Source organism: Bradyrhizobium sp. Kon69 (genome assembly GCF_055807515.1).
This window is the reverse complement of sequence record NZ_JBVVOS010000003.1, coordinates 49,112-68,466: the sequence shown is the minus strand read 5'-3', so window position 1 is coordinate 68,466 and position 19,355 is coordinate 49,112. Positions and strand designations below refer to the sequence as shown.

The 19,355-nt window shown below is 61.6% G+C and carries 14 protein-coding genes and 1 tRNA gene; 7 read left to right on the top strand and 8 right to left on the bottom strand.

Translation table 11 applies throughout. The annotated features are described in order from the left end of the window. The first annotated feature begins 23 nt into the window (after positions 1-23). The 4 genes from AC0L3U_RS04675 to AC0L3U_RS04660 all read left to right on the top strand — a co-directional run bounded on the left by AC0L3U_RS04675 (position 24) and on the right by AC0L3U_RS04660 (position 4,511). Positions 24-230 (top strand): hypothetical protein, encoded by a 207-nt coding sequence (locus AC0L3U_RS04675; RefSeq protein ID WP_007614735.1) that lies wholly within the window; start codon positions 24-26, stop codon positions 228-230. Between the two features lie 79 nt (positions 231-309). Then, the gene (locus tag AC0L3U_RS04670) at positions 310-1,482 is read left to right on the top strand and encodes a phosphoserine transaminase (protein ID WP_473360871.1); all 1,173 of its coding nucleotides are present in this window, start codon (positions 310-312) and stop codon (positions 1,480-1,482) included. A gap of 112 nt (positions 1,483-1,594) precedes the next feature. Beyond that, positions 1,595-3,184: a phosphoglycerate dehydrogenase gene (gene serA / locus AC0L3U_RS04665; protein ID WP_027565337.1), complete on the top strand. Its 1,590-nt coding sequence runs from the start codon at positions 1,595-1,597 to the stop codon at positions 3,182-3,184. A gap of 154 nt (positions 3,185-3,338) precedes the next feature. Beyond that, positions 3,339-4,511, top strand: coding sequence for a thiolase family protein (locus AC0L3U_RS04660; protein ID WP_473360870.1), 1,173 nt, complete (start codon positions 3,339-3,341; stop codon positions 4,509-4,511). A gap of 86 nt (positions 4,512-4,597) precedes the next feature. Here the strand turns inward: AC0L3U_RS04660 and AC0L3U_RS04655 are convergent, their stop codons facing one another. The 4 genes from AC0L3U_RS04655 to AC0L3U_RS04640 form a co-directional block, all read right to left on the bottom strand. Continuing rightward, entirely contained in the window at positions 4,598-5,503 is a 906-nt protein-coding gene (locus AC0L3U_RS04655) for a hypothetical protein (protein ID WP_473360869.1), read from the bottom strand. 120 nt (positions 5,504-5,623) lie between these two features. Then, complete coding sequence (locus AC0L3U_RS04650; RefSeq protein WP_473360868.1) at positions 5,624-5,776, bottom strand: hypothetical protein; 153 nt, start codon at positions 5,774-5,776, stop codon at positions 5,624-5,626. Between the two features lie 296 nt (positions 5,777-6,072). Next, positions 6,073-6,300: a hypothetical protein gene (locus AC0L3U_RS04645; RefSeq protein WP_473360867.1), complete on the bottom strand. Its 228-nt coding sequence runs from the start codon at positions 6,298-6,300 to the stop codon at positions 6,073-6,075. 42 nt (positions 6,301-6,342) lie between these two features. Continuing rightward, on the bottom strand, positions 6,343-6,531 hold the full coding sequence (locus AC0L3U_RS04640) for a hypothetical protein (protein WP_018453567.1): 189 nt from the start codon (positions 6,529-6,531) through the stop codon (positions 6,343-6,345). Positions 6,532-6,682: 151 nt separating this feature from the next. On the opposite strand from AC0L3U_RS04640, the gene AC0L3U_RS04635 reads away from it, so the two are divergent. Further along, positions 6,683-8,686, top strand: a complete 2,004-nt coding sequence (locus tag AC0L3U_RS04635; RefSeq protein WP_473360866.1) for a BTAD domain-containing putative transcriptional regulator — start codon at positions 6,683-6,685, stop codon at positions 8,684-8,686. A gap of 3 nt (positions 8,687-8,689) precedes the next feature. Here AC0L3U_RS04635 and AC0L3U_RS04630 read toward each other — a convergent pair whose 3' ends face one another. The 3 genes from AC0L3U_RS04630 to AC0L3U_RS04620 form a co-directional block, all read right to left on the bottom strand. After that, positions 8,690-9,157 (bottom strand): MAPEG family protein, encoded by a 468-nt coding sequence (locus tag AC0L3U_RS04630; RefSeq protein ID WP_026232558.1) that lies wholly within the window; start codon positions 9,155-9,157, stop codon positions 8,690-8,692. 152 nt (positions 9,158-9,309) lie between these two features. Beyond that, complete coding sequence (locus tag AC0L3U_RS04625) at positions 9,310-10,353, bottom strand: AI-2E family transporter (RefSeq protein WP_473360865.1); 1,044 nt, start codon at positions 10,351-10,353, stop codon at positions 9,310-9,312. Between the two features lie 300 nt (positions 10,354-10,653). Further along, complete coding sequence (locus tag AC0L3U_RS04620) at positions 10,654-14,034, bottom strand: PAS domain-containing sensor histidine kinase (RefSeq protein ID WP_473360864.1); 3,381 nt, start codon at positions 14,032-14,034, stop codon at positions 10,654-10,656. Between the two features lie 652 nt (positions 14,035-14,686). Between AC0L3U_RS04620 and AC0L3U_RS04615 the strand changes: the two genes are divergently transcribed. Continuing rightward, positions 14,687-15,118 (top strand): phasin, encoded by a 432-nt coding sequence (locus AC0L3U_RS04615; RefSeq protein ID WP_473360863.1) that lies wholly within the window; start codon positions 14,687-14,689, stop codon positions 15,116-15,118. Positions 15,119-15,312: 194 nt separating this feature from the next. Further along, positions 15,313-15,389: transfer RNA gene (locus tag AC0L3U_RS04610), tRNA-His, on the top strand. Positions 15,390-15,465: 76 nt separating this feature from the next. On the opposite strand, the gene AC0L3U_RS04605 is transcribed toward AC0L3U_RS04610, so the two are convergent. After that, positions 15,466-18,654: an STAND family AAA ATPase gene (locus AC0L3U_RS04605; RefSeq protein WP_473360862.1), complete on the bottom strand. Its 3,189-nt coding sequence runs from the start codon at positions 18,652-18,654 to the stop codon at positions 15,466-15,468. Positions 18,655-19,355 lie beyond the last annotated feature (701 nt).

Sequence of the window (19,355 nt, the reverse complement as noted above, 5' to 3'; positions counted from 1 at the left end):
GCTCGATCGGTTCGGGGATTTCGATGACAAGCTATTCGATGATCAAGGTCGGCAACGACTACGTTGTGCAGGCCAATGACAAATGCATTTTGAAAGTCGGCAGCCGCCGCCGCGCGGCGCAATTGATCAGCGAAGCCACGGACTTGTTGAACGCGCTTGCCGCCGTCGAATCCCCCAAAATCGCACCGGAAGCGCCATCACTCGCGCGTGAGGCCCCGGAACTTCCTTGACTGGTCTTCCCGATTCCCGTATCAGCCGCGGCGGGACACCTCCCCCCAACGGGAGGCTTACTATCTGGAAGGGTAGACGATGACTGTAGCGAAGCCCGCTTCGCGGCCGAACGTGCCGCATTTTTCCTCCGGCCCCTGCGCCAAGCGCCCCGGATGGAATGCCCAAAATCTCAAGGACGCAGCGCTCGGCCGTTCGCATCGCGCGAAGGTCGGCAAGACCAAGCTCAAGCTCGCGATCGATTTGACGCGCGAAGTGCTCGAAGTGCCCGCCGATTATCGCATCGGCATCGTGCCGGCCTCCGATACCGGCGCGGTCGAGATGGCGCTGTGGTCGATGCTGGGGGCGCGGCCCGTCACCACGCTCGCCTGGGAATCCTTCGGCGAGGGCTGGGTCAGCGACATCCTCAAGGAATTGAAGCTCAAGGACGTCACCAAGCTCAACGCGGCTTACGGTGAGATCCCCGACCTCTCCAAGGTCGATCCGAAGTCCGACGTCGTCTTCACCTGGAACGGCACCACCTCGGGCGTGCGCGTGCCGAACGCCGACTGGATCAGCGCGACCCGCGAAGGCCTGACCATCTGCGACGCCACCTCGGCCGCGTTCGCGCAACCGCTCGACTGGGCCAAGCTCGACGTCGTCACCTTCTCCTGGCAGAAGGCGCTCGGCGGCGAAGCCGCGCACGGCATGCTGATCCTGTCGCCCCGCGCGGTGGAGCGGCTCGAAACCTACAAGCCGGCCTGGCCGCTGCCGAAGATTTTCCGCATGACCAAGGGCGGCAAGATCAACGAAGGCATTTTCGTCGGCGAGACCATCAACACGCCGTCGATGCTCTGCGTCGAGGATTATCTCGACGCGCTGAACTGGGCCAAATCGATCGGCGGCCTGAAGGCGCTGATCGCGCGCGCCGACGCCAACACCAAGGTGCTCGCCGACTGGAAGGCGAAGACGCCCTGGATCGACTTCCTCGCCAAGGACGCCGCGATCCGCTCCAACACTTCGGTGTGCCTGAAGTTCACCGATCCCGCGATCACCTCGCTCTCCGAGGACGCGCAGGCCGACTTCTCGAAGAAGCTGGTGGCGCTGGTTGAGAAGGAAGGCGCGGGCTACGACTTCGCCTACTACCGCGATGCGCCCGCCGGCCTGCGCATCTGGTGCGGCGCCACCGTCGAGGCCAGCGATGTCGCGCTGCTGACCCAGTGGATCGATTGGGCCTTCGCCGAGACCAAGGCCACGCTCGCCAAGGCGGCGTAAGTTTCTTTCTTCGCCTCTCCCCGTAAGAACGGGGAGAGGGAGAAGTGCTCCGAGACATTCACCCAATCCGGTCTAAGGCCCTTCCCTTGAGGAAGGCAGAGGACACATTCCCATGACCAAACCCAAAGTTCTCATTTCCGACGCGCTCTCTCCGGCCGCCGTGCAGATATTCAAAGACCGCGGCGTCGAGGTCGACTTCCAGCCCAACCTCGGCAAGGACAAGGACAAGCTCGCCGAGATCATCGGCAATTACGACGGCCTCGCGATCCGCTCGGCGACCAAGGCGACCGCGAAGATCCTCGAGAAGGCGACCAATCTCAAGGTGATCGGCCGCGCCGGCATCGGCGTCGACAATGTCGAGATTCCCGCCGCCACGGCCAAGGGCATCATCGTGATGAACACGCCGTTCGGCAATTCGATCACGACCGCCGAGCACGCCATCACCCTGATGCTGGCGCTGGCGCGCGAGATTCCGCAGGCGGACGCTTCGACCCAGGCCGGCAAATGGGAGAAGAACCGCTTCATGGGCGTCGAGATCACCGGCAAGGTGCTCGGCGTCGTCGGCTGCGGCAACATCGGCTCGATCGTCGCCGACCGCGCGCTCGGCCTGCGCATGAAGGTGATCGCGTTCGATCCGTTCCTGTCGCCGGAGCGCGCCAGGGACATCGGCGTCGAGAAGGTCGAGCTCGACGACCTCTTCAAGCGCGCCGACTTCATCACGCTGCACACCCCGCTGACCGAGAAGACCAAGAACATCATCGACGCGGCCGCGATCGCCAAGATGAAGAAGGGCGTGCGCCTGATCAACTGCGCCCGCGGCGGCCTCGTCGACGAGCAGGCCGTGGTCGACGCCTTGAATTCCAAGCACATCGCAGGCGCAGCATTCGACGTCTTCGTCGAGGAGCCCGCCACCGCGAACGTGCTGTTCGGTCATCCCAACGTGATCTGCACGCCGCATCTCGGCGCGTCCACCACCGAAGCGCAGGAGAACGTCGCGCTCCAGGTCGCCGAGCAGATGTCGGATTACCTGCTCACCGGCGCGATCTCGAATGCCGTCAACTTCCCCTCGATCACGGCGGAAGAGGCGCCGAAGCTGAAGCCGTTCATCGCGCTCGCCGAAAAGCTCGGCTCGTTCGCGGGACAGCTCACCGAGAGCGGCATCCTCAAGGTGGAGATCACCTATGAAGGCCACGTCGCCGAGATGAAGATCAAGGCGATCACCTCCGCCGTGCTGTCGGGCCTGCTGCGGCCGATGCTGGGCGAGGTCAACGTCGTCTCCGCGCCCGTCGTCGCCAAGGAGCGCGGCATGGTGGTGGACGAGATCGTCCGCGCCGCCCAGAGCGACTATGAAAGCCTGATCACCGTCACCGTCACCACCGAGCGGCAGGAGCGGTCGGTCTCGGGCACGGTCTATGCCGACGGCAAGCCGCGGCTCGTTGACATCAAGGGCATCCGCGTCGACGCCGAATTCGGCAAGTCGATGATCTACGTGACCAACGAGGACAAGCCGGGTTTCATCGGCAAGTTCGCGAGCCTGCTCGGCGATGCCAAGATCAACATCGCGACCTTCCATCTCGGCCGCGTCGCGCCGGGCTCCGATGCCATCGCGCTGATCGAGGTCGACGGCGCGGTGCCGGCCGATCTGCTCGCCAAGGTGCAGGCCCTGCCGCAGGTCAAGCAGGTCAAGGCGCTGACGTTCTGATCCGCCGACATATTCCGACCCGCGGAACAACGCCGCCCTTTTGCGAGGGCGGCGTTTTTTATTTCTCCCGCGACCGCCGGACATTGTGTACCAATGGCGCCGAGAAGTCGTCGATCGACGCTCCGTTCAAAATCGTTCGAAAAGGGAGAAAACAATGCGTGAAGCCGTCATCGTTTCCTATGCACGCACGGGCCTCGCGAAATCCGGCCGCGGCGGGTTCAACATCACCCCGCCGATGTCGCTCGCGGCCCACGCCATCAAGCACGCGGTCGAGCGCGCCGGCGTCGAGAAGGACTATGTCGAGGATTGCTATCTCGGCAATTGCGCCCATGGCGCGCCGAACATCGGCCGCCAGGCCGCGCTGCTGGCAGGAATGCCGAAATCGACCGGGGGCGTCTCGGTGAACCGGTTCTGCTCGTCCGGTCTCCAGACCATTGCGATGGCCGCCAACTCGATCCGCTCGGACGGTTCCGACTGCATCGTCGCAGGCGGCGTCGAGAGCATCTCGATGCCGGGCGGCGCCACGCCGAAGGAATCGATCGATCCCGAGCTGCTCAAGACGGCGCCGGCGATCTTCATGGCGATGATCGACACCGCCGATATCGTCGCCGAGCGTTACAATCTCAGCCGTGAATATCAGGACGAATATTCGCTGGAGTCGCAGCGCCGCATGGCCTCCGCGCAGCAGGCGGGCAAGTTCAAGGACGAGATCGTCCCGATGAAGACCAAGATGAAAGTGGTCGACAAGGCAACCAAGGCCGAGTCGATCGTCGACTACGTCGTCGATCGCGACGAGTGCAACCGGCCCGAGACCACGCTGGAAGGTCTCGCCAAGCTCGAGCCCGTCAGGGGCCCCGGCAAGTTCGTCACCGCCGGCAATGCCAGCCAATTGTCGGACGGTGCCGCGGCCGTGGTGCTGATGGAAGCCAAGGACGCGGAGAAGCGCGGCCTCAATCCCATGGGCCGCTTCGTCGCCTGGGCGGCGGCGGGCTGCGAGCCGGACGAGATGGGCATCGGCCCGATCTTTGCCGTGCCGAAGTTGTTGAAGCGTCATGGCCTGAAGATCGACGACATCGATCTCTGGGAGCTCAACGAAGCCTTCGCCAGCCAGTGCCTCTATTCGCGCGACAAGCTCGGCATCGATCCCGCCAAGTACAACGTCAACGGCGGCTCGATCGCGATCGGCCATCCCTTCGGCATGACCGGCGCGCGTCTCACCGGCCACATCCTCCAGGAAGGCAAGCGCCGCAAAGCCAAATGGGGCGTCGTGACGATGTGCATCGGCGGCGGCCAGGGCGGCGCGGGACTGTTCGAAATTTATAGCTGAGACAGACGACAGGACTGCAAAGGGCACGGCGCCGCAAGCGCCGTGCCCTTTTGTTTGAGCAGCAGGTCAGGCGTGCACTCTTTGGGTCACCGGTTTTGTGGGATGAAGCGGCTGAAGGAAGGTAGTCTGAGACAAAGCTTGATAATGAGGGGAAGCGCGAGGACCGGGATGACGCACGCAGCGACATAACCTTCCGCCAGCGACGGCAGACCGAAGCTCGCCGCTGCCCACACGAGCGTGACGTTGCGGTTTCCGCTCACGAGACCGATGGTACCGGCGGTTTGCCACCCCAGTCTCGCGAACGTCATGGCAGCGAGGACGCACAGACCGAAATTGAACACGATCGCCGCGGCGAGCATCACGTCGAAACGCAGGGCGTTGCTGGTCCATTGCGCCCGTATGCCTTGCGAGGTGGCAAGCCCCACGATCATGAGCCCGACAAGGGCGATCCCGGTGGCGGCGCTTTGATCGGGCAGAACGGGAATCACATGACGACGAAACCTCATGGCTAAGAAGGCCACCAGGCCTGCAGCGCCGATAATGCTGAAGAGCCGGATCGCCAGCCCGCCCATGTCGAATGCAATTCCAAGTCCGAGCACCGTGGCAAAACTCGGAATCGAGATCGGCGTGAGCAAGGTCAGTGCGATGGAAACGAGCAGTGCGAGACGTGGTCGCAAACCGAGCATTCCGGCGATCGCAGCGGCGCTTCCGACCGGCGGCGCCAGCAGTGAAAGCAGAATGCCGGCCCGCAGCGCAGGATCAAGCGGAGCAAAGGACAGCAGAATCGCAGCAGCGAATGGCAGCACCAGGCCAACCCAGGCAAGCACCACGCCCATCAGGAGCGGACGAATGCTGGCTTCAGAGGGGGCAAGACCCGCCGTAAGAAACGAGCCCAGCGTCAGAAGAAATGCCGAAAAAGGCAAAAGATCGTAGCCGAGACGAGCGAAGGGAGTGATCACCAGCCCAGCGCAAAGCGAGATCACCAGGAGCATGGGTCCTTGTCCGCCAAGCGTGGACAATATCCGGCCAACGTACATATCAGCTCCTCAGGACTTGCGCATCGACGACGATGCGTCTTCAGATTTCAGTCATGTCGGCCGCCATTGCGAACGTCAGAAGAATCCGGCGCTCAAATCCAGGCCGTAGGTTCGTGAGAGCGCGAACACAAAGGCGCATGCTGCGCACAACAAGAGGGCGTGCTTCGCCAATTCGGCACCGATGACCGAGAGGACCGTGCGGGAAATCGTGCGCATGATTGCTGGCATGTTGCCTCCTGGTTTTCAGATCCCATGACCCGGCTGCATGTGGCGGCCGTCAGTCGGTGTGCGAAGCGAGGATCAGGGGCGGATCACCTCGCTCGGTCGACGCGCGCTGAATGAGGATCGCGCCGATCACGTGAACGAGGCCGAATCCCAGCAGAACGAGGATCATCAGGCGCGTCTCGCCGCCTGTTCGCTTTCTGTCGTGCGATGCTGGAGATCTGGCACGAATTGGAGACGCAGCACGGTTGTGATTGTTCACGATTGTCCTCATATGCTTTGCTGTTGCTCGTCCCGATCGCCTACGGCGCCGGCGGGTTCGAAATGTAGAGGGTAACGAAATCGTCGGAGGCGAGGTTGGCTTGGCGCTCTCGGGGCGCCTTGCTCATTGCCGCGAAGGCAATCACCAGCGCCAGGAGCGAGCCATAGAAGGCGACCACTCCAAGTCTCCACATCGAAACCAATCGCTGTTCTTGGTCGGACGCGAGAAACCTCTGCGATTGTTTTCCCTGCTGTGCGATGTCGGTCAATGCGACCTCCTGTTTGATGGCTGTTGTGATGCCGGCGTGCGATCAGTCGCCTCCGAAAAGAAGCGGTGCGACGGGCGGCGCCGACTGCGAAGCGGCCCTGAGTGTCGGGTGTGCAAAGGTCGTCAACGCTGCGTCGAATCCGGCGAGGACCACGAACAAGCCAACGACGATCATGATGAGGTGATGCGCGCGCACGCTGACTTCCGGATGAAATTGCTCCGCGTCGATCAACCAACCGGCATCTCGTCGCGATGCGATCTGAACCCACTGTCGTCGTCGCCGGCGTCACTCGGCCGTCACTGCAGCGTTAATATTGTTCGCTAAGGCGGCAATTCGTGTAGGATGTATATCCGTGAGCGCATCTGCTTATTTTCGAGGCGGAATGACCGAAACTGTACCCGCGCCCAGCCCAAATTTTACTCTCGCACTTCTTGGACGTTTTGAACTGATCGGACCGGACGGCGCCGTCAGCTTGCCGAACAAGAAGCTCGCGGGATTGCTGGCCTATCTGGCCTGCACGGCACCTCAGCCTCAGCACCGCGAAAAACTCTCGACCTTGCTGTGGGGATCGCACTTCGAAGCGCAAGCGAAACAAAACCTGCGACAGGCGCTGTTCAAGCTACGTCAAGTTCTTGGTCAGAGTGCTCTCAGGAGTGACGGCGAATTCATTTCGTTGAATGCCGTTGTGATCACCTGCGATGTGCCGCAATTCGAGCGGCTTGTCAGAAAGGGCAGCCGTGACGCGCTGACCGCGGCGGCAGATCTCTATCGCGGGCGCCTCGTCGATGACATCGCGGTCAACGCTGAGGGCTGGAGCGAGTGGCTGGCCGGCGAACGCGAGCGGTTATCGGAGCTGGCTGTCGGCGCGATGGTGGCGCTCGGCGAGCAGGAACTGTCCGACGGACGTGCCGGCGATGCTCTGCTCGCCGGCCAGCGTGCCAATGCACTCAACAGCATGCGCGAGGATGCGCACCGCCTGATCATGCGCGCGTTGTCCGCGGCCGGCCGCAACGCCGAGGCACTCAAATATTATCAGGCCGTCGTTGCCTTGCTGAAGCAAGAGCTCGGCACCGTGCCCGATGCGGCGACCACCGCCCTGGCTGCGGAGTTGCGCAAGGTCCAGGAGCAGAAGATCGTTCTGCCGGCAGCGGAGGCGACGGCAGACCTTTCGCACCAGGCGGAGCACGTGATAGGCAACGACAGGCCCTCCGTGGCGGTGCTTCCGTTCCGCAATATGGGTGGTGACGCCGAACAGGACTACTTCGCCGATGGCGTCACTGCAGACATCATCACCGCTCTATCGCGCTTTCGTGAGCTGGTGGTGATCGCGGCTGGATCGAGCTTTGCCCTTCGGGACAAGGGAATGACCAGCCGGCAGATTGCGCAGCAACTCGGTGCGCAATACGTCCTGAGCGGTCATATTCGCAAGGCGGGCAACCGCATTCGCGTCTCGGCCGAGCTCACTCATACCGGAAGCGAGGCCCAGGTCTGGTCCAATCGCTACGACCGCCCCCTGGTCGACATCTTCGACCTGCAGGACGACGTCAGCAGCAGTGTTGCCGCGGTCGTCGATCCCGCCGTTCGTAGCGCCGAGATCGAACGCGCACGCCGCAAGCCGCCAACTGATCTTTCGGCCTATGATCTGTATTTGCGCGGCCTTCACCACTTATGGGGCGGCACCCGCGAAGGCATCGTCAAGGCCATCGATCTGCTTCGGCGGTCTCTGAGCCTCGATCAGGAGCGAACGGCGACGCTGGCGGCGCTGGCTTGGGGACTCGTGATGGCTCCGCCGCTCGGCGCCAACATGTCTGCGGATGCCGCGTCCGAGGCCGTCGTTCTGGCGCGCCGCGCCGTCGAGCAGGATAGTGGGGACGCTTTCGCCCACGCTGTCTATGGCTTCACGCTGTTTGGGCCCGCCGGCGACAACGATCAGGGGCGCATTCACGCCAGCGAAGCCGCAAGGCTCAATCCGAGTTCGGCCTTCGCATGGGGTGTACTCGGAATGATCGACAGCATGGGAGGCGATTATGCCAACGCACTCGCATGCCTGCATCGGTCTCTCGTCCTCAGCCCCGAGGACAGCATGCTCCATATGTGGATGACGGGATTGACCGCGTCCTACTTTGCCCTCGGGCAGTACGAGGAGGGCGTTGCCTGGGCGCGCAAGTCGGTTCGGCACAATCCGAGTAACGGCACCGGGCATCGCATGCTCGCGGCAAACCTGGTCGGGGTCGGCCGGCTGGAGGAAGCCCGCGAGGTCACCCGGGTTCGCGATGCGGCACAAAAAACGACGATCCGCGATCTGCGCGCCATGCGTTTTTTCAAGCAGCACGAGGCGCTTGAACGCTACCTTTCGGCCCAGCAGATAGCCGGCGTGCCCGACTGAGCCTCAAGCGCCGAGTGCAACGAGCAGCGTGCGCACGGTCATGAAGACCAGGATGACCGAGCCTACGGTCCACAGCATTGCGCGAATGTCGTGAATTTGCCCGGTGAGATAGGCGAGAAAATGCAGCAGGCGTGAGGCAACGTAGCCGTAGAGCAGGCATTGCGCGAGAAGCAGCGACGGCTTTGTGAGAACATAAAGAAAGCCCGCGACCAGGAAATACGGCAGGCTCTCGAGATCGTTCATCTGGATCCGGCGGATCCGCTCCACATCTTCGTTGGGAAGAAGCTGCGCCGGATCGGGTGCGGGATTCAGTGGTGTCTTCTTGATGTCCTCCGGCGAACGGTAGCCGCCTTGGGCCCTCACCATCCGGACTACGGTGAGCCACGACATCGCCACGGCCTTGAGGATGATCAAGCTGGCGGCAACGACATAGGTGGCGAAGAGGGGATCGTGAAGATTGATTCCGTCCAATTTGGTACCCCTGCTCCGGCAGGGCCATACTACATGTCCGAGCGGGTTGCGCCACTACGTAAAGGCAGCGCCAGTCCAGTCCCAGCCTGATCCCGCCTTACCCCTTCGCAAGCGCTGTGCCTTTTGCATTCGGTGCGTGCTTACGCGGCGACTCAGCCGTGCTTCTCGATCGCGACAGGTCGAAACACCCACTCGCGCCAGACCACCAGCAACGCCGACATGATCACGGGACCCAAAAACAAGCCCAAGAGGCCGAAGGCAGCCAGGCCGCCGAAGATTCCGACGAACGCGAACAGAAACGGCAGCCGTGCCGAGTCACCGACCAAGGTCGGCCATACGAAATGATCGCCGACCAACATGACGACCGCGCCCCAGAAGAAGACGCCCGCGGCTGCGAAGCCGCTGCCTCCGCCGGAAACCAGGACCACCGCCGCGGCGGTGAAAGCCAGCCAGGCGCCGAAGGGAAGCATGGCGAAGGCCGTGGTCAATATCGTGAATACGATGGCATGCGGCACGCCCGCGACGAAATAGGCCACGCCGATCAATAATCCCTCGCCCGCGGCGACCAGCACCGTACCGTTCACGGTGCCGCGGATCGCATCGACCATTTGCTCGGCGAGACCCTCTCCCGCCTCACCGAAAAGCCGATCGCAGGTTTCCAGCACGCGGCCCGAGATCGACCGGCCGTTGCGCAGCAGGACGAACAAGGCCACTAGCGAAAAGAACAGAAGAAACAGGCGATGAAGCAGCTGTCCGCCGAACGTTCGAAACAGTTCCGATGCGTTGTCTGCATTGACGCTTTTCAGCCAGGCGGTCGCGGCTTTGGGATCGGAAAGATTGCTGCGCCACCACTGCTGCATGCTCTCTGCGGCGATCGGAAGGCGGGCGAGCCAATCGGGCACTTCGATCCCGCTCTCTCCGGCCTGTTTCATCCAGCCCACGAGCAGATCGCCTTGTTGCGCGATCTGATAGACGGCAAGCGACATCGGCGTAAACAGGATGAGGGCGACGACGAGCGTGAAGACCAGCGGGGCCAGGCTGGAGCGGCCGGAGCTCACGCGTGCCGCAAACTTGGTGTAGAGCGGCCACAGGCTGGTTGCGAGAATCGCGGCCCAGATCAAGGCGGGGAGAAATCCCGCCGCCGTCCACAACGCCAGTGCGACGAGCGCGAGGGCAAGCACGACCCGTGCGTTCATGCGCGCGCCCGCGCCCGTGGGCAGCGGCTTTCGCTCAGTCGTGTTCGGGCCGCCCTCGCTCCGCACTGCGTCGCTCCGCCTGGGCGGACGCTGCTTCGATGCCACGGATTTCGCTCGTTCGGCCATTTGAAGTCACTGGGTGCGGGAGCTGCAGTGTCGAACTGTCAGCAGGAGAAACGCCGGGTCCAGGCTTCAAGCCGCAACGAGGGGCTTCGGTTCCGCTCGGGAATAAGTTGCAATGAGGTAGCGCCCTGCATCGGGCGCCACCGTGCACCGCCGGCTGGAAATCGCGTTCGCGATTTACGCCTGCGCCAGGGCCGGTGCGAACACCACCTCGATCAGCGAGCCGGAGTTCGCCGCGCTCTTGATGTTGAACCGGGCGCGGTTGGCTTCGACCAGGGCCTTGGTCAGCGACAGGCTCAGCGCGGAATTGTCCTCGGCATCGCCGGGCGGCGGGGTCCGGAACGGCTCCATCGCGGCGGCGACTTCGCGCTCGCTGAGGCCGTGGCCGGTGTCGCGGATCCGAAGTGCGACCTCGCCGCGATCGGTAAGCGCGGTCGAGACGATCACCTGGCCGCCGGCGCTGGCGAGCCGGATCGAGTTCGAGATCAGGTTCATGGTGATTTGGCGCATCGCGCGCGCATCCGCGCTCACCTGCGGCAGCGCATGGCCGAGCGAGGTGCGGATGATGATACGCTCGCGATTGGCCTGCGGCTGCATCACCACCACGCAGGCCTCGACGAGGTCGTTGAGGTTGAGGTTGGCGAAGTTGAGGTCGAGCTTGCCGGTCTCGATCCGCGACAGCTCGAGCAGGTCGTCGATGATGGCGATGACGCGCTCGCCGGAGGCGCGGATGTCCTTCATGTACTCGCCGTAGCGCTCATTGCCGAGCGTGCCGAAGCGCTCCGAGATCATCACCTCCGAGAAGCCGATGATGGCGTTGAGCGGCGTGCGGATCTCGTGGCTGATCCGCGCCAGCATGTCGGCCTTGGCGTTCGCCGCGCCGTCGACCAGGCGTCGCGCCTGCGTCAGCTCGCTCTCGCCCTGCTTGCTGTGCGAGAGGTCGCGGAACACGGCGAAGAAGTTCGGGCCGTCGGGCCTGGTGCGGCCCATGATCATCGCGAGCGGAATGACGCCGCCCTTCTTCTCGCGACCGAGCACCTCGCGGCCGTGGTCGAGCAGGCTCGCGATGTCCTGGCTCTTGAGGCTTTCGAGATAGTCGATGACCACATGCTGGCTCTCCGGCGCGAACAGCGTCACCAGATTCTGCTGCATCAGCGCCTCGCCGTCATAGCCGAACAGCGCCTCGGCGCTGCGGTTGCAGGCGTGGATGTTGCCTTCGGCGTCGAACATGACGATGCCCTCGGCCGTGGTGTCGAGGATCGCGGCGAGATCTTCCGCCGCCGCCTCGCCGGCGTCGGGCTCGGGCGCGGTGGGGAAGGTCTCGGGGACAATGGTCTCCGGGACAATAGTCTCGGTGACGACGGTCTCGGCGATGACGGGCGCAACGGGCGCGGCTTGCGGCAGCGCGCAGATCAGCGCATGCGCGCTCTCGCAGTCCCAGTCGATCGCGTGCAGATGCGCCTCGGTGGTCGGCAGCGGCGCTTCGCCATTGGCGAGTGTCGCGCTGATCGTGACAGGCGTGCCTGCTTGCGACGTGCTGCTGGCCGCGGACACGCCCGGCTCGACATAGAGCGCATCCAGCCCACCGGCATTCTCCAGTGCGCTCAGGCTGGCATAGCCCATGCGCGCGAGAAAGGCGGGGTTGGCGTAGAGCAGGCGGTCGAGCCGGTAGATCAGGATGCCTGTTGGCAGCAGGTCGAGCAGCGCGCGATCGCGCGGGCTGTGGCCGTGCGCCGGCGGCGCGGGCGCGGTCAGCCATTCGGCCGGCGCGTGCGGCGGTTCAGCCTCAGACTTGGGCTCCGGCGTCGGCGCCTCGGGCGTGATCTCGGCATCCGCCGGCTCGGCCGACGCCGCGATGGTTTCCTTGTCGCGTTCGAGGCGCTCGGACAATTGCCGGGCGAGCTCGTTGAATGCGCTGTTCTCGACCGGCGTCAGCGTCGGCGATCGCGTGTCGCCGGGCGCGCGGAACGGCAGGACATTGGGAGGCGTTTCCACTGGCGTTTCCGGATCGGTTGGATGTGAATTCGCGTCGGTTGCGGGTTCGGGCAGTTCAGCTTCAGGCTCAGGCTCAGGTGCGGGCGGCTCGATCGGCGGAGGCGGCGGCGCCTCTAACACTGGCTCGGGTTCATGCTCCGGCTCGACCACATCGGCGGACAGGCTTTGCGGTGCTGCCGGTTCGGCCAACAACTCAAAACGCCTGAGCGCATCGAGCCGGTTGAGGCCGTCGAGATCGCGGCAGACGCCAAAGCCCCTGAAGCCCGCGAAATTGCGGTCGCCGTCATAGACCGGAAGCCCGGCAAGCTCGACCGGCAGATGCTCGCCGCCGTCGGCCGGCCAGTTCACGGTGATCCCGGCCCAAGTATCCTTGCTGGCAAGCGCCTGCGCCACGCGGCTGTCAGGATCGAGCGCGAATGCGTCGGCGATCTCGCGCCAGGGGCGGTCGAAGCCGGCGGCCGTGCGCGGACCGATCAGGTGGATGAATTCGTCGGAGAGAAGCGCAAAGCGGCCCTCTGCATCCATCTTCCAGAGGAAGCGCAGCGGATGCTGACGCGGTGCGGGCGGCTCTTCGTGGCCCGACGGCGGCTCGACCATGCCGGTTACGGTCGGCGCGTCCTGCGGCGACACCATGGCTTCGGCCGAGTTTTCAACCGGAGTTTCTGGCGCGGCTTCGGCCGCTTGCTCGACGGCTTGCTGGATCGTCACGATCTCGGTCGCCGGCGCGTCCTCGGCAAAGGCATCGAACAGCGCGATTTCGGATGGCGCCTCGTGCGGCGGCGCAGCTTGCATATGCTCGGGCACGGCGGCCGGAGCAGGGGGCGGGGCAGGCTCACGCTGAACGATGTCGTCGCGCGCGATGTGTTCAGCGGCCGCGGGTTCGACGTCCACGCTCGCAGCCGCCGCCTGCTGCACGGCAGGCTCGATCAGCGCGACTAGGCCGATATCGGCCCCGCTGCCGACCCGCTGCAGCACCATCTGGCCGATGCCGATCGGCGTCTCGGCGCGGCCTTGGCGAAGCGCATCGCTGCGCGCTTGTTCGAGGCCGGCTTCGCTGAGATCGCGGAAGCCGAGCAGGGTGCGGGCCGTTTCGCTGGCGCCGACGAACAGACCGTCGGGCGCGAACGCCGCCATCGGCGTCTTGGCGCCGTCGACCAGACGAAGCAGGCGTTCGACCAGGGGCATCGAGCGCAGCATCGGGTCCATCGCGGTGACGAGCACTGCGCGACCGCCATCGGCGAAGTCGAGCCGGGCACAGGCGCAGGTCATCAGCGTTCCGAGCCGGGCGCCGAAGCCGCGCAGCCGTTCGAGCCGGATGGCGCCGTTCGGAGGCAGCCGGCCGGCAAGCCGGATGATCTGGCGGCGGTGGCTGTCGGCCGGACCGAAGTTCTTCTCGGCCAACGCCGTGGCATTGGCCGCGCCGAACAGCCTTGCCCCGACCGGATTGGCCCAGAGCACGCGCGTGCCGTCGATCGACCAGAGCCAGGCGGGCAGCGGCGAGGTCGCGTGCACGGCCAGCCGGGGATCGCCCACGCCTCGCAACTGGAAATCCGAACTCGTCATCCGACCGGCTTCGCGTCCCGCTTGTGCGCATCAAGCTGCCGGGAATGGCAGCCTTAAGAAAGGGTTAGTATCGCCCGCAGCCGCGGGCAGGTCCACGTCCGAAGCCTAGGCGGCAAGGCCTAAAGCCGCGATAACCTTAATGTCCCCAGGCCCGCAAGGCGTGCCAGCGCTGCATCCGCAGGATTCGCGCGTGGCAAATGGTCAGTCGCATCAAGCCGAGCTCCCGCCCCACCCAAGCTGCGTTCCCTCGCCCCTTGTGGGGGAGGGTGAGGGAGAGGGGTAAGCCCAGCAAAAGGTGTCAGTCGTTGCCTGAGGCCCGGAGCGCGACGGACAGAATCCCCGTGCGGCCCCCCCTCCCTGACCCTCCCCCACAAGGGGGGAGGGAACGGAGACAGCGCGGCCAGCGGCCTCAAAACACCTCAACCACCGGTTCCCCAGCCCGGGAACCTCATCCTCCCCGAGATTAAATTTTGCAATGCACCCTCCAAACCCGTTGCGTTGCACAATGTTGACATTTTAGGCAGGCATTGGTGCGGGCGCTGGGCGAGCCATCATTCGTTTCGTGTTTCCAGTCTTCGCACCCGTCACCCGGTTGGCCGGCGGGCGCGCCTGAAGGCTCACTCCGTTTTTTCATTAGTGTGAGGGACAACCCATGACAGGTGCGACTGATCCGTTTTCTGCCTCGATCATTCCGTTCGAGGTCCCCGAGCAGGTGCGTGCGTTCGCCGAAAAGGGCGTGTCGCAGGCCCGCGAGAACTACGCCAAGTTCAAGGACGCCGCCGAGACCCACAACGGCACTGTCGAGGCCGTGTTCTCGTCCGCCCACAAGGGCGTGAGCGAATACACCGCCAAGCTGATGGAGTTCGCGAAGGCCAACACCAAGGCCCATCTCGACTTCACCCAGGAGCTGTTCAGCGTGAAGGCGCCGCAGGATGCGTTCTCGCTGTGGACCAACCATTCCAAGGCGCAGCTCGAGACCTTTCAGGCCCAGGCCCGGGAGCTCGCCGAGCTGACCCAGCGCGTCGCCACCGCGACCGTCGAGCCGATCAAGGCCTCCGCCGCGAAGCTCTACCCCGCCGCCTGATCCGGCGCGGCCGTCTCAATTAAGAAACCCGGGCCTAGAGCCCGGGTTTTGCTTTGGAAATAACCTCGTTTGCGGGACGTTTTGAGGGTGTTGCGGCCTTGCCAAAAACGCCCGTTGCACCTAGTTTCCGCCCCGTCCAGCCCTCCTCGGTGACCGGCCCTATCAAGGGCGCCCCTCGGGCGGCTCGCAAGGATGCAGTTGTAGCTCAGTTGGTTAGAGCGCCTGTCTGTGGAACAGGAGGTCGGTGGTTCGAGCCCACCCAACTGTACCAGCGGGATTAACCATTTAGCAGTGCACGATTGGTGGCGATTTTGGTCGCGAAGCAACTCCCGTGGCGCTGGGTGCGATCACATATTATCCCGCAGCTTGTTTACCCGAGCCAAACGTCGCAAATCGTGCGTGTAACGATCGATCTCCTTCGTCCGCTCATCACCTTTAAGTCCCTTGAGATCCGCACTGATTTCAGCGGCAACAGCGAGAAAAGGAAGCTGCTCGCTTTCCTGAAGTCCTAGCCGCAGGAATATCATTCGCATCTTGAGCAGCAGTATTTCCAAAAACAGGTGCGAATCGTCGGACTTCTTCTGAAAAGCTTTTAGCCGGTTGATGTATTCGGGAAGCTTCAGATCCGCATAAAGCGACGTTTGAAGAAACGAGTCAGAGAGAGATTTCGCTAGCTCATCATTCTTCAGCTGTAGCTGCAGCTTCTGCGAGCCCAAGTCGCGCCGCATCACTTCCGAGACATATATGGGGATTGTCAGGAAAAACATTCGAAGAATTCGCGCGTCTAACTTGGGTGGGAGGTCGAGTTCAAAGTCCATGTCCCCGATCTGCAGGCGTCGTTTTTCGATCACGTTCTTAAAAACTATGCATCCATACAAGATAATCTTCGACCAGCCCGCTAGAATGCGCGTGAGATGTTGCTCTTTCTTTTCGCGAGGAATGTTCTCCAGATTCTTGAGCGCCACCGTGTAGGCCCGCAAACTCAATACCCAGCTTGGGAGAACGCCCATAACATCAGGACGGTGGGCCTGAGGCCGCACGTTTTCCTTTTCCGAGATTTGCTTCGAAATTTCCTCATCCCGCTCTGCGGGTGTTCCGGCTTTAGTTAGCTGCTTTTCGATGCTGCTCGTGAAGGCTTCAACATCGGTCTTTTTGGCTGCTGGGACAGTGAGCGTCTCCAACCGGTCGGTCCATGAAAGGGGAGTTACTAGAGCTTCAAGCTTGGCTTCAAATTCCGAGAATTCCTTCCCGAAAAACTCAAGTGTTTCTTCGTCTTGACGAGAAAGGCCACAGTAGATGTCGAATTCGGAGATGTAGCTCGTGTATCGGTGGTCATCGAGCATCCATTTTCGGAAAGCTTGAGCCTGCTGCATTCTGTGTGCGACGAAAAAGGACAGAAAAATATTGTAGCGGAAATAGATTGAATTGCCTTCGTCAGCAAAAACTTTGGCGTCAATGAAGTGGCGGATCAACTTGCCGTAGTCGTGCTCCTGTCCAATTCCTTCAAAGTGTTCCTTAGTCCACTTGTAAATATCTTCGTACGGAATGATGAAGCGATTCTCGCGGCACATGCTCTCCGCAATTGCTCCAAGGTAGTCGATTTGATTTCTGTAGTCGAAAGAGCTGCGAAAGATAAATCGTGGCTTGTGCTTTTGAAGACTGCTTTCGACGAAATTTTCAATGACGGTAGACGAGTTTAACGGGTCGTATCCTTCACTGTCCTCCAGGACGGCCAAATAGATAGCAACATAAGCTGCCGTCTGGGGTATCCCCAGCGCCTGGAAGCGCGAATGGATTTCGTCGACTACAGTGTCTGTTTGGTATCGCGTTGGAAGGTGCCATTTTTCAACGAGAGTTCGGACTTTGCCACGAGAAAGAGCCGCGATCTGAAAAAGGTCATAGTTGTCGATACCGATCATTGGGCGTAGTCGCTCAGTATCAAGCAAGTTGAGCTTTATGCCGACAATGAGGCGCGCCTTCGGATAAAGGCTTCGAACCGCCTTAATGAAATTTACATGCGTCGGTTTTTGCGGATCAATGTCATCGCAAACAACGACGAGGCGCCCGCTATCGTGTAAAGGACTGAGCTTTAGCCGCCGATCTTCACTCTCCGGCAAACCATCACGGAGAGCTTTATTTACAGCCGCCTCGTAAGCTCCTTTGATGCGCCTCGCGTCGACGAACGCAGGCACTACGGCTTTAGGGAGACTTGCGCACTCCTCATGATAAGACATCACGATGAAGTTGAGAAGCGAGGTGCCTCCGTATTCGCTCGCGGCCGAGATGACGGCGTGATTTGTAGCCTTCAAGATGTCTGAAACGGAAATGCGCTGGGATCGGTTCCCGGCATCGTCATCTGGCCGCGACTTTGTAATGATTGGCTCGACGAAAATGTCGCGCAATCGTTTCGAAGTCATCGTTTTGTCTAGCTCTTTTGCAACTCCGGCGAGACTTTCAAGCAACCAGTAGCTAACGTCGTCGTTGGAGGCGACTGGGACAAGGTTTGTCCAATAGGATTGCGCAGCTGCCGTGTTGTAGAAAATCCCGCCCGATGTAACATTTGTGCCAACGTCAAATTCTTGGCGATCAATCCAGTACGTTCTGTAGGCGGTGGACGTATAATTTTCGGCTTCTGCGAGGGTGATGACTGAATAGCCGTTGTATTGCCCATCTCTCTCATAAAGTGCACCGCCTTGCACAGTGTAGCAGCTCGTTCCCGGTGACATCATAATGATCGGATGTGCTTGGTGGACGTGCCCAAACATGTGAAGGGCGGATTTTTTGAAGAGCATTGGCAGAAATAAATGGCTCGTATGCTCATTCAGGTCAGCGGTTGTGTGATGCATAAGCGAGTAGGTCTTGTGACCGGGGGTAACTTCTTGAAACGCCGAAAGTACGTTTCCCACAGCAAGGCCTAATTTTCCGCGATCATGCTTGGAGCCCTCAAGCCCGCATGCGTACCCAGTGTTTATCGCGACGAAGCTGATGGCCTTGCCAGGAAAATTGTAGGTCTTTGTGTACGGATTAGTCCATTCATGGCCGTATTTCTTTGCGAGACCGAAAAAGCCGGAGCCGATCGCGTAGGCGTATGCAGTAGTCGGGGCCAACTTAAGGTGATCGTTGAGCGCCTGCTGGCTTCTGTCCATTGCATCAACGAGCTTCTTCCGTTCGTCGGCCCATGCAGCGATTTCCTTCCGGCTTACATCATGGTTGCCGGGGCAAAAAACGATATCCGCCGAGCTCAACAGCAGTAGCTCTAAAACAGGCCTTAGAAATTTCTCTTCGAATTCTTCGTAGATTCCGGCTTCGTCAGGGTCGTTCACAAGATCTCCTGAAAAGACTAAGAAATCTGGCGAAGCGCCGTCATCCATGATCTTTTTGAGATCGATCAGCAGCGCTTCGATGAGCTGAATTTGGAAGGGGGAGTTTCTTGTATAATGCAGGTCGGTTAAGTGAATGATTTGCATAGAACCCTCGGTCGCGGCAAATGACGAGAGGTGTAGCACGCCAAGTCTTCGTCCTGAAGTGGTAGCCATGAAAAATCCCGCATGTTGATGGGCTCACCAGATGCGACCAAAGACTAAGCCCTTCATTGTGAGCAACCGCACAAAGAAGATGCTTTGGTTCGGCTCCAGTGGCTGAACGAATCGAACATGGCCGTAGGGCCCCGAACTAAGGGCCACGGTCCCATGCTGTTGTTTCGATGTTTCTGAGATCTACCTAGGAGTGCCCCGACATCGACGGTCGGTCGGGGGTCGACCAACGATCAACGTCGCGGCATCGAGTACGCCATCGATCATCGGATCAGTAGGGCTTCGATCCGTTCGGTGTTACCAAGCTCGACGTTGATCGCGGCAATGAAACGCGGTCCAGTGCACGAAACTCCGCGTGAACCGCAGCTTGGTCACTTGCAAGACTGGCGAGAAGCCCTCGTCGCCGAACTCGACAGGCGCTAGCTGCGACAAGCACCTGCGATATCCGGCAACATTAAAGTAGTGCGCTGGCATTATGATCTGCGGTGTCACTCGGGTTGGTCAGAGCCAATCCTCAACGACTTCGCAATGACATCGAATAGTTCGGATTACTGTAACAGTGCACAAAACTCGACGCGGGGATTGCCTTATCCGCAACGCTCAAAGCCAATTTTGTCCGCGGTCGGCCGTAGCTCCTTAGTCCGCAATGCGCTATCGGTAGCGAACCAAAGACGTTCATGGACAAGCAAGCCAGGCAACAAGAT